At 72.7% G+C, this 10,359-nt stretch carries 7 protein-coding genes; 6 read left to right on the top strand and 1 reads right to left on the bottom strand.

The features are described 5' to 3' along the window. A partial coding sequence (locus tag FNH09_RS40925) for a COG1470 family protein (protein WP_152894941.1) occupies positions 1 to 1,351 on the bottom strand: 1,351 nt, incomplete at its 3' end. 160 nt (positions 1,352 to 1,511) lie between these two features. On the opposite strand from FNH09_RS40925, the gene FNH09_RS40930 reads away from it, so the two are divergent. From FNH09_RS40930 to FNH09_RS40955, 6 genes are all read left to right on the top strand, one after another. Then, a complete protein-coding gene (locus FNH09_RS40930; RefSeq protein ID WP_162469847.1) occupies positions 1,512 to 2,135 on the top strand; it encodes a LuxR C-terminal-related transcriptional regulator in 624 nt (207 codons plus the stop codon). A gap of 458 nt (positions 2,136 to 2,593) precedes the next feature. Further along, positions 2,594 to 5,332: an HYR domain-containing protein gene (locus FNH09_RS40935; RefSeq protein WP_152894943.1), complete on the top strand. Its 2,739-nt coding sequence runs from the start codon at positions 2,594 to 2,596 to the stop codon at positions 5,330 to 5,332. A 45-nt stretch (positions 5,333 to 5,377) separates the two neighbouring features. Next, on the top strand, positions 5,378 to 6,052 hold the full coding sequence (locus FNH09_RS40940; protein ID WP_162469848.1) for a Pvc16 family protein: 675 nt from the start codon (positions 5,378 to 5,380) through the stop codon (positions 6,050 to 6,052). A gap of 225 nt (positions 6,053 to 6,277) precedes the next feature. Beyond that, positions 6,278 to 8,338 (top strand): ATP-binding protein, encoded by a 2,061-nt coding sequence (locus FNH09_RS40945; RefSeq protein ID WP_338017839.1) that lies wholly within the window; start codon positions 6,278 to 6,280, stop codon positions 8,336 to 8,338. Positions 8,339 to 8,360: 22 nt separating this feature from the next. After that, positions 8,361 to 9,089: a hypothetical protein gene (locus FNH09_RS40950; RefSeq protein ID WP_152894944.1), complete on the top strand. Its 729-nt coding sequence runs from the start codon at positions 8,361 to 8,363 to the stop codon at positions 9,087 to 9,089. A 60-nt stretch (positions 9,090 to 9,149) separates the two neighbouring features. Next, on the top strand, positions 9,150 to 9,923 hold the full coding sequence (locus FNH09_RS40955) for a TIGR03084 family metal-binding protein (RefSeq protein WP_152894945.1): 774 nt from the start codon (positions 9,150 to 9,152) through the stop codon (positions 9,921 to 9,923). The last annotated feature ends 436 nt before the right edge of the window (positions 9,924 to 10,359 follow it).

The following is a 10,359-nucleotide window of genomic DNA, read 5'->3' on the forward strand; positions in this document are numbered from 1 at the left end:
ACACAGTCCCGCCGACCAGCACCGACTCGGCGCACTGGGCCGGTGTCGGACTGCCCACCGGCTTGCCCACCTCGGTGCAGGTCACCGTCATGGTGATCCGCCCTCCGGCGGGCACCACGATCGGGGTGACGAAGTGGTAGTCCTGGTCGCGGAAGTTCTGCAGCGCGAGCCGCAGCAGCGTGCGGCCCTCGGCGGCGATGACGACGGTGCCGGAGTCGCCCTGCGGGTTCTGCGCCACCAGGTCCGTCAGATCGAACGCCTGGTCGGCCGGGACGGTGAACACGGTGCCGGTCTTGGGGTCACCGCCCGCCGAGTCCTTGACCTCGGCCTGAGCGCTGCGCGGATCCCCGGTACCCCCGGCCCCGCTGCCACCCGTGCCTCCGCCGCCGGTCGCGCCCGTACCGCCGCCGGTGCTCCCGGCCGACGATCCCGCCGCGGCGCCGGAGCTCGGTGAGCCACCGGCCGCCGCGTCCTGACCCTTTCCGCCGGCGCCCGCCGACGCCCCGGACGAGCCACCGCCACTCGCGGCGCCGGACGCCCCCGGGCTGGGCGACAGCGCGGCGGCCACCTGCTTCTTGGATTCCTCCCGCGCCGCCGACCGCACCACCGGGCGCAGCAGGGCGAACCACACGACGGCCAGGGCCGCCAGCGCGGCGACCGCCGCCACCAGGGCGCGCGGCAGCCAGCGCGGGAGTATCGCGTTCTGCTGGTAGGTGCCGTCCAGGACGACCGACTCGTGCGGCACGTCGCCCACGGGCGTCGCCACCACCTGGAAGGGATGCACCACGGGGGTGCCGCGCCACAGCCGCCGTGCCGGACGCACGGTGAGCCGTGACAGTTCGGCCGCGCCCGGCGCCAGCTCGACGGTCTCCCGGGAGAAGCGCAGCCGCGCCCGGGAGCTGTCGCTCTGGGCCGTCAGCTGCACCGTCACCGGGGTGTTGCCGTGGTTGTCGACGGCCACGTCCGTGTTGCCGCGCCAGGCGCCGTCGAACCCGCGGGGCACCAGCTCCCCGGTGATCGAGGCGAACGGCAGGACCGTGACGACGCCCTCGGGCACCACCGTCGTGTCGGGGGCGCTGGTGGGCACCACCCGCACCCCGAACGGGACGTCCCCGGCCAGTGCCTCCGAGCTCCGGGGCGGGCTCAGCGCGAGGACCGCGGTGCCCGTACTGCCCGGGAACAGCGAAAGGCTCGCCGGTTCGACGGTCGCCCAGGCCGCCGCCGGGCCCACGACCTCGAAGCGGTACTCCTCCACCGTGCTGCCGGAGTTGCGTACCTGAAGGGGAACGTCGATCCGCCCGCCGGGCTCGGCCGTCACAGCGGTCGTGTCCAGGCTTGCCGCAGTTGTCATGAGCGGCACGGTAAGGCCGGTGACGGCGGCCTACACGGGCCTCTCAGGAAGACTTTCGGGAAGCTGATGTGCCCATTGATGCCTTGTTGACTTCGTGTGGAGTCCCCTGCCGCATACTGCTCGGCGCGCCGCGAGGCGCTTGACCTGGGGGGAGACCGTTGTGGACCGGATAGTTGTGTGCCTGCGCGCGGATGACCCGATCTCCCGAGCGGGGGTCGCCTCACAGCTGCGGCCCCGGCCGGAGATCCGGCTTCAGGAAGAGGGGGAGGAGACGGTCGCCGCCGTGGTGGTGGTCGTCGTGGAGACCATAGACGAGGAGTCGCTGCGGACCCTGCGTCACATCCGGCGCACGACGGCGGCCCGGATGGCGCTGATCGCCACCCGCATCGACGACCAGCAGCTGGTCGGTGCCGCCGAGTGCGGAGTGGCGGGCATCCTGCGCCGGTCCGAGGCGACGCCGGAGCGGCTGGTGCAGGTGATCAACGCGGTGGCCAGGGGAGAAGGATGTGTTCCCGCCGATCTGCTGGGCCGTCTGCTGGAGCAGGTCGGTCAGTTGCAGAGCCAGGTCCTGGCGCCGCGCGGCCTGAACTTCAGCGGGCTCACCGACCGGGAGATCGAGGTCGTCCGGCTGGTCGCCGAGGGTTACGACACCGGGGACATCGCCTCGAAACTCGCGTACTCCGAACGCACCATCAAGAACATCCTGCACGAGCTGGTCACCCGGCTGCACTTGCGCAACCGCTCCCATGTCGTCGCCTACGCGCTCCGGCAGGGCCTGATCTGACGGGGCTGAACCGAAGGGCTGATCCGGTGGGCCGACCCGAAAGGGGGGCGGTCCACTCGGTGGCGAGGGGGAGGAGGCGATTGCCCGGAGGGGCAGCGCGCGCTTCCCCCTCGGGTGTCCCATGCGCCGCTCCGTCGAGGAGCGGCGCCGGGGACGGTGGGACGGACGTAGATCTGGGAGGGGATGTCGTGCGGGTGTTCCGGCTGCGGGCGGGCCTGATGGCCGCGGTCCTCGCGTTCGGCGCGGTAGGAGCCGGCACCGGAGACTCGGCGCCGCGGGTCACGACGGCTTCGCCCGTCTCCCCTTCGCCGTCCTCCTCTCCCCCTTCTCCCTCCTCTCTCTCGTCGTCCGCACCGTCGGCACCCTCCGTCTCGCCTTCACCGCCCTCCCCGTCCGCCTCGCCTTCACCGTCTGCGCCGTCCGCGCGGTCGGCGGTGTCCCCGGTCACCCCGGCGCTGGTGCAGCAGTCGCTGGACCCCGGTGCCTCGATCACCGTGGACAAGCAGGTGCAGACCCCGGCGGTCCCGCCCAAGCCGGATGTCGTGCTGCTGGTGGACAACACCGGGAGCATGGACAAACCCATCGTCAACGTGCGGGAGAACCTGCCCGAGATCGTCGACCAGGTCTTCGGCGCGCAGCCCGATTCCCGGTTCGCCGTCGCCAGTTACGGTGACCAGGCCGACCACGACCGGCTCTTCATCCTGCACCAGGCGTTCACCGCCGACCGCGATGCCATCAAGCGCGGCGTGGACGCCCTGACCGCCGGCGGCGGCGGCGACACCCCGGAGGACTGGGGGAACGCGCTCTACGAGGTGGCGACCGGGGTCGACGGCCGGAACACGTTCCGGGACGGTGCCAGCCCCGTGGTCATCCTGGTCGGTGACGCCTCCAGCCACGACCCCAGCAACGGGCACAGCTTCACCGACGTCGTCAGTACGCTCAAGAGCCACGGCGTGAAGGTGCTCGCCGTCGACGTGGACAGCTACAGCGACGGTCTCGACGGCCAGCGGCCCGATGGCGGCGACTACGAGAACGGCCAGGCCACCCGCGTCACCCAGGCCACCGGCGGTACGTACTTCCAGGGCGTCGACCCGACCCAGGTGTCGAACGCCATCGTCCAGGGCCTGAAGAACCTCCCGGTCATTGTTGGCCGCCAGCTCGTCGACTGCGACCGCTCGCTGGACGTCTCCCTGTCCCCGCCGAGCATCCAGGTGACCAGCGGCCAGACCGCCTCCTTCAGCGAGCGCATCACCGTGTCCCCGGACGCACCCCAGGGCACCACGCTGAACTGCACGGTCCAGTTCACCCTCGGCCCGGCGGCCGACCCGGCCTACCGGGAGCAGATCCGTATCACCGTCAACGACGTGACCGGTCCGGCGGTGAACGTCGAGGACCGCACGGTCGAGGCCACCGGCCCGGACGGCGCGGTCGTCGCCTACCCGGCCACCGCGCACGACAACGTCGACGGCGACGTGCCGGTCTTCTGCGAGCCGCCCTCCGGGACCCGCTTCCCCATCGGGCGGACGACGGTCACCTGCACGGCGACCGACAAGGCGGGCAACGTCGGTCGAGGTACGGCCGTGATCACCGTGGTCGACTCGACCGGACCCGTCGTCACCGTCGAGGACCGCACCGCGCAGGCGACCGGCCCCGACGGCGCGGTCGTGGAGTACCCCGCGTCGGCGCAGGACACCGTCGACGGGAAGGTGACGGTCACCTGCGATCCGCCCTCGGGTTCGGTGTTCCCGATCGGGGAGACCAAGGTGACCTGCACGGCGACCGACTCCCACGGGAACACCGGCACCGGCACCGCCGTGATCACGGTGATCGACACGACCGCGCCCGTCGTGACCGTCGACGACCGCACGGTGGAGGCCACCGGGCCCGACGGCGCGACGGTGGAGTACCCCGCCACCGCGGTCGACACCGTGGACGGACCGACGACGGTCACCTGCACCCCGCCCTCCGGCTCCACCTTCCCGGTCGGCCGTACGACGGTGACCTGCACGTCGACGGACTCCCGTGAGAACACCGGCACCGACACCGCCGTGATCACCGTGGTCGACACGACCCCGCCCGTGGTCACCGTGACCGACCGCACCGTGGCGGCCACCGGGCCCGACGGCGCCCCGATCGAGTACACCGCCACGGCCCAGGACCTGGTCGACGGGCCCGTGGCCGTCACCTGCGCACCTCCGTCCGGTTCCACCTTCCCGATCGGGAAGACCACCGTGACCTGCACCGCGACCGACGCCGCCGGCAACACCGGCACCGACACGGCCGTCTTCACCGTGGTCGACAACGCTCCGCCCGTCGTCCGGGTGGACGACCGTACCGTCCGCACCATCAGCCCGACCGGCATCCCCGTCCGGTACACCGCCACCGCCCAGGACGTCGTCGACGGCACCCTCCCCACCAGCTGCACCCCGCCCTCCGGGTCGCGCTTCCCGATCGGGAAGACCACCGTCACCTGCACGGCGACCGACAAGGCGGGCAACATCGGCCGTGACACCGCCGTCGTGACCGTCACCCTGATGCCGCCCGGACCCGTCCCGCCCGCCGCCGACCTCGCCGTGACCGCCGCCGTCGACCCGCAGCCGGCCTTCACCGGAGGCACCCTCACGGCGACGTTCACCCTCACCAACGCCGGACCGGACAACGCCACGAACGTCGTCCTGACCGCCGTAGCGCCCGGGACCGCCACCGTGGTGAGCCCCCAGGACCGCTGCACCTCCGCCAGCCCCTGCTCCCTGCCGGCCGGCGGCCGGATCGAGGTCACCACCCGGCTGTCGTACGACAAGGCCACCAGCGGCACCCTGACGGCCCGGGTCGCCGGCACACCGACCGACCCGTTCCCCGGCAACAACACCGACACCGTCCGCATCCGCGTCCTGAAGCCCGTGCTGACCGTCGGGCCCGTCGTCGCCCGGCTCGGCGACGTCGTCCTCGCCGAGGGCCGCGACTTCCCGGCCGGAACCGTCGTACAGCTGAAGTGGAACGTGGGCATCACCGCCGCGACGGTCCCGGTGCGGGTGGACGACGACGGGACGTTCCGCAGCCAGGTCCTCGTCCTGCGCAAGGACCGGACCGGACAGCGGCTGCTGCGGGCGACCGGGCCCGGATACGACCCGGTCGGCGCGAAGGTCCTCGTCGTGCCCCGCAGCCTCCAGCCGCCCGACTTCATCGGCCGCGGCTGACACGGACGAGGCGATGACGCGGATGACCAGGACGGAGGTGGAACAGTGATCCACGAGGTCGACGAAGCACTGCGCGCCCTCGTCCGCAACGACGCCCTGGGCGGCACACAGATCAGCGTCATGTTCGACGCACCCACCCGCGAGTGGGCGGCCAAGGTCAACGCCCCCACCGTCAATCTGTACCTCTACGACATCCGGGAGGACATGCGCCGCCGCTCCCGCGGCCTGTCCAACGAGTACGACGAGCGCGGCACCGTCGTCGCCCGGCACCGCCCGCCCCGGTACTTCAAGCTGTCCTACCTGATCACCGCCTGGACCCGGCGCCCCGAGGACGAACACCGCCTGCTGTCCTCCCTCCTGCTGTGCCTGATGGCCAGCGACGCCATGCCCACCCGGCACCTGACCGGCTCGCTGGCCGAGCTTCCGCTGCCGGTGCCGATGACGATCGCCCTGCCGCCCCCCGAGGACCGTTCGTTCGCGGACGTGTGGAGCGCGCTCGGCGGTGAGCTGAAGCCCTCCCTCGACCTCGTGGTCAGCGTGCCCCTGGTCGGCACGGGGGCCATGGCGGCGGGGCCGCCGGTCACCGAGGAGGGCGGCCTGCGGCTCGGGGTGGAGAACACCCGGGACACCGGCGGGCCCGCCGGAGCGCGGGGGACCGGCGGGGCGGACGACCCGGCGCGTCGCCCGCGGCCTGCGCTGTCCCGGCGCGTCCGTGAGTGAGCCGGGGTCCGTGGCTGAGCACAGGCCGCCGGGTGCCCCGGTGGCGGAAGCCCGCGCCGGGATCCGGCGCGGGCTCGCCCGTGCCGTACCCGCGACCGGGCCCGGGCCCGGGCCCGGACCCGGCGCGGCACCGTGCCCCGTGAGGAACGCGGGGATCCGCGCGGCCCGTCACGCCCGACCCACGCCACCCCACCCGCACACACCGAGCGGAGCGAGGAGCCTCCCATCGCCGAGAACCCCAGCCTTCGCCACCTGCTGGACCGGGTGGTCCTCGTCGAGGAACGGGTACGCCGCGCCGTCGCCGCCCGCAGACAGACCGACCCCAACCCCGACGACGCCTTCCGCGGCCTCTACCTCACCGACGAGACCGTGGACCGCCTGCTGCGCACGCCCCACCTGCCCGCCGCTCCCGACCGTACGGACGCCGTCCGGCACGCCGACGCCGAGGCACAGGCCGACACCGCGGAGCCGCCCACCAGCCTGCGCCGGCTCACGACCGCACTGGGCCTGACCGACCTCGACGTCGAGATCCTGCTCATCGCCCTCCTGCCGGATCTGGACGCCCGGTTCGAGTCCTTCTACGGCTATCTCAACGACGACGTCACCCGGCGCCGCCCCTCCATCGGCCTGGCCCTGGAGCTGTGCGGACTGTCCCCGGCGGACGCCTCCGCCCGCGCCCGTCTCGGCGCCGGCGCGCCCCTGCTCTCCGGCGATCTGCTCCTCGTCGAAGACCCGGACCGCCCGTTCCTCGGGCGCGCCCTGCGCGTACCCGACCGGGTCACCGCACACCTGCTCGGCGACGACACCCCCGACCCCCGGGTCGCCGACCTGCTGACCCCGGCCCGGCCCGTGCCCGGCGCGGGCGACGCCGCCCCGCTGGCCCGCGCCCTGGCGGCCGAGATCCACCTGGCCTACCTGCGCGAGGACCAGGGCGGCGCGGGCCCGGCCCTCGCCGCGACCGCTCTCGCCGGGGCCGGGCGCCCCGCCCTCGCCCTGGACCTGGCCCGCCTCGCCCGCGACCCGGCCCCCGCGGACGCCGTACGCACCGCAGTACGCGAGGCCCGGCTGACCGGCGCCGGTCTGGTCTGCGCCCCGGTCGACGCCCTGGACCGCGACCGCGAACGGGCCGCGCTGCTACGGCAGCTGACGGACGTCCCCGTCCCCGTCGTCCTCGTCGGCCGCACCCCGTGGGACGCCGCCTGGTCCACCAGACCCCCGCTGCTGCTGCGCGCCCCGCGCGTGGAACCGACCGCGCGCGCCGCGCTGTGGCAGGACGCCTACGGGCTCGACGTGCCCGACGGCATCGACGTACCGGACCTGTTGGCGCCCTTCCTGCTCACCCCCGAACAGATCACCCGCGCAGCCCGCAGCGCCGCCCAGAACACGGTCCTGGACGGCGCCGGACTTCGCCCCGAGCACGTACGCCGCGGCGCCCGGGCCCAGAACTCCGCCGGACTCGACCTGCTCGCCCGCCGCATCGAACCCGCCGTCGGCTGGGACGACCTCGTCCTGCCCCCCGACACCCTCACCCAGCTCAAGGAACTCACCGCCCGCGCCCGCCACCGCGACCGCGTCCTCGGCGAATGGGGGATGCGCCCCGGCGGCGCCCGCGGCCGGGGCGTCGTCGCGCTGTTCGCCGGCGACTCCGGCACCGGAAAGACCATGTCCGCCGAGGTCATCGCCGCCGATCTCGGCCTGGACCTCTACACCGTCGACCTGTCCACGGTCATCGACAAGTACGTCGGAGAGACGGAGAAGAACCTGGAGCGCATCTTCTCCGAGGCGGCCGGGGTCAACGGCGTCCTCCTCTTCGACGAGGCAGACGCGATCTTCGGCAAGCGCTCCGAGGTCAAGGACGCCCACGACCGCTACGCCAACGTGGAGAGCGCCTACCTGCTGCAACGCATGGAGTCCTTCGACGGCCTGGCCGTGCTCGCCACCAACCTCCGCGCCAATCTCGACGACGCCTTCACCCGCCGTCTGGACCTGGTCATCGACTTCCCCGTCCCCGACCCCGTCCAGCGCCTGGCGCTCTGGCACCGCTGCCTGGCACCCCTCCTGACCGGCACCGACGACCTCGATCTCGCCTTCTGCGCCGACGCCTTCGAACTCGCCGGCGGCAACATCCGCTCCGTCGCCGTCACCGCCGCCTACCTCACCGCCGAGGCCGGATCCCCGCTGACCATGCGACAGTTGATCCATGCCGTCCAGCGCGAGTACCAGAAACTGGGCCGACTGACGCTGGCCAGCGAGTTCGGACCGTACGTCGACCTGCTCGTCTCGTGACCCGATCCAAGGAGGACTCGCTGTGCGCGCTCACGACGAACGGCTTGCGGAGCAGGCCCCGGAGCGGATGCGCCGTGCGGGCACGGTGCGCGCGGGCGAACCGCATGCCTCGCGGCTCGCCGCCCTGTCCGACCTGCAACAGACAGCCGGCAACGCGGCGGTGGTCCAGCTGGTGACCGCCCAGCGGATGCTCGGTCCGCAACGGCCCAAACGCAAGGCGGTCGCCCAGTCGCAGTTCGGCGGCAGACCGCAGTCCGCCCGGCAGCAGGCCCAGCAGGGCTTCGACCCCGACATGCCCCGAGCCCCCGAGCTGCCGAGCCGCGGCCCCAGGGACGAGATCATCTGGAGCGGCAGCCGGGACGACATCGGATTCACCGCCGCGACGACGGCCGCCGTGCTGGAGGCGGCGAATCCCCAGGACGCCAACGGGCGGACCGAGTACGAGTGCGCGATGTGCGGCACGCACATCCCCCAGATGAGCGACGCGACGGCGGCGGACGGCAACCGCTACGTCACCATCGACCACATCACGGAGATCATCGCCTACGTGCAGGCCAAGGCCACGGCGGTGAACTGGCAGGTCGACGGCCGCAACGTCAGCGCGATCACCCGCGCGGAGGCGAAACGCTGGGCCAACGACGTCGACAACCTGCGCGTCCTGTGCGCCCAGCCCTGCAACGGCGGAACCCGAGCCGCCCACAGCGCCAGCCGCAGCTACGACACGAACAAGGCGGTGTGGTGGGCGGCGTAGGAACGCCCGGGCCCGGCCGGATCACGGCGGACCCTTTCTCGGGAGTGACACCATGGCGCCATGCTGAACTACAACCTCGCCGTCTCCGATGCGGACGACGCAGATGTCCTGTCCGCCCTGGTGGCCGAAGGCGATGAACTCGACGCCCTGGTCAGGGCAGTTGACGACTGGTCTCTACCGACACCGGCAGCGGGTTGGACGGTCGCCCACCAGATAGCCCACCTCGCGTGGTCGGACGCGAACGTACTCAGCGCGTTACGCACTCCGGAAGCGTTCGGCGCCGAGCTCGCGCGGGCCGAAGCCGAAGGCGGCGGGTACGCGGACAAGGCCGCCGCCGAGGGAGCGGCCAAACCGCGGTCGGTGCTCCTGGAGGAGTGGCGGGCCGGCCGGACGGAACTGGCGGCGGCACTGCGCGCCACGCCGTGGGACCACCCATTCCCCTGGTACATGTCGAAGGTGACCCCGGCCCTGATGGTGCCCCTTCGTCTGATGGAGACCTGGGCGCACGGGCAGGACGCCTTCGACGCGGTGGGAGTGGCGCACCGCCCGACGGACCGGCTGCAACACGTGGCGTCCCTGGGCGTGTTGGGACGGGCACTGTCCTTCGCCGCCGTCGGACTGCCCGAGCCGGCGGAGCCCTTCCGCGTCGAGCTGACAGCACCTGACGGCCGGATCTGGGTGTGGGGCCCCGAGGCCGCAGCGCAACGGGTACAGGGTAGCGCCATGGACTTCTGCCTGTGCGTCACCCGACGTCGCCCCTCGTCCGAGACCGCCCTGACGGCGACAGGCGAGGACGCCCGGAAGTGGCTGGAGGTGGCGCGGGTCTTCCTCTGAAGCCGGGGCGGGATGCCAGGTAATGCGAGACGCGTGACGGAGCAGGATCAGGCACAGCCGGAGTCCGGCACCGTTGGTTGCGGCCTCTCCACCTCGCCGCCGTCCTAGGCCCTGTCGTCAAATTCCCGTCTGTCCCACGACGCCTGGCACGCACTCTCGCCGCACCGGGCGAAAGCCCGAGTACGTCCAGTACGAGGACTTCCGCCCGGCACGCCGAGAGCACGCACCAGACGCCGCGGGCCGCCCTCCGGGCGACGACGGGAATTTGACGACAGGGCCTAGTAGTGCTTGGTCAGGTTCGTATGGGTATGGGTATGTTGCGGTGGCAGGTGGGGCAGGCGCCGGTCCAGGTGGCGAGGAGTGTCTGCAGCTCGCGGACGATCCGGTAGAGACTCAGGCCTGCGCTGCTTCTTTTGGGGCGTGTGCCAGTCGTCGC

The organism is Streptomyces adustus (assembly GCF_009377175.1).
GTDB classification, from domain to species: domain Bacteria; phylum Actinomycetota; class Actinomycetes; order Streptomycetales; family Streptomycetaceae; genus Streptomyces; species Streptomyces adustus.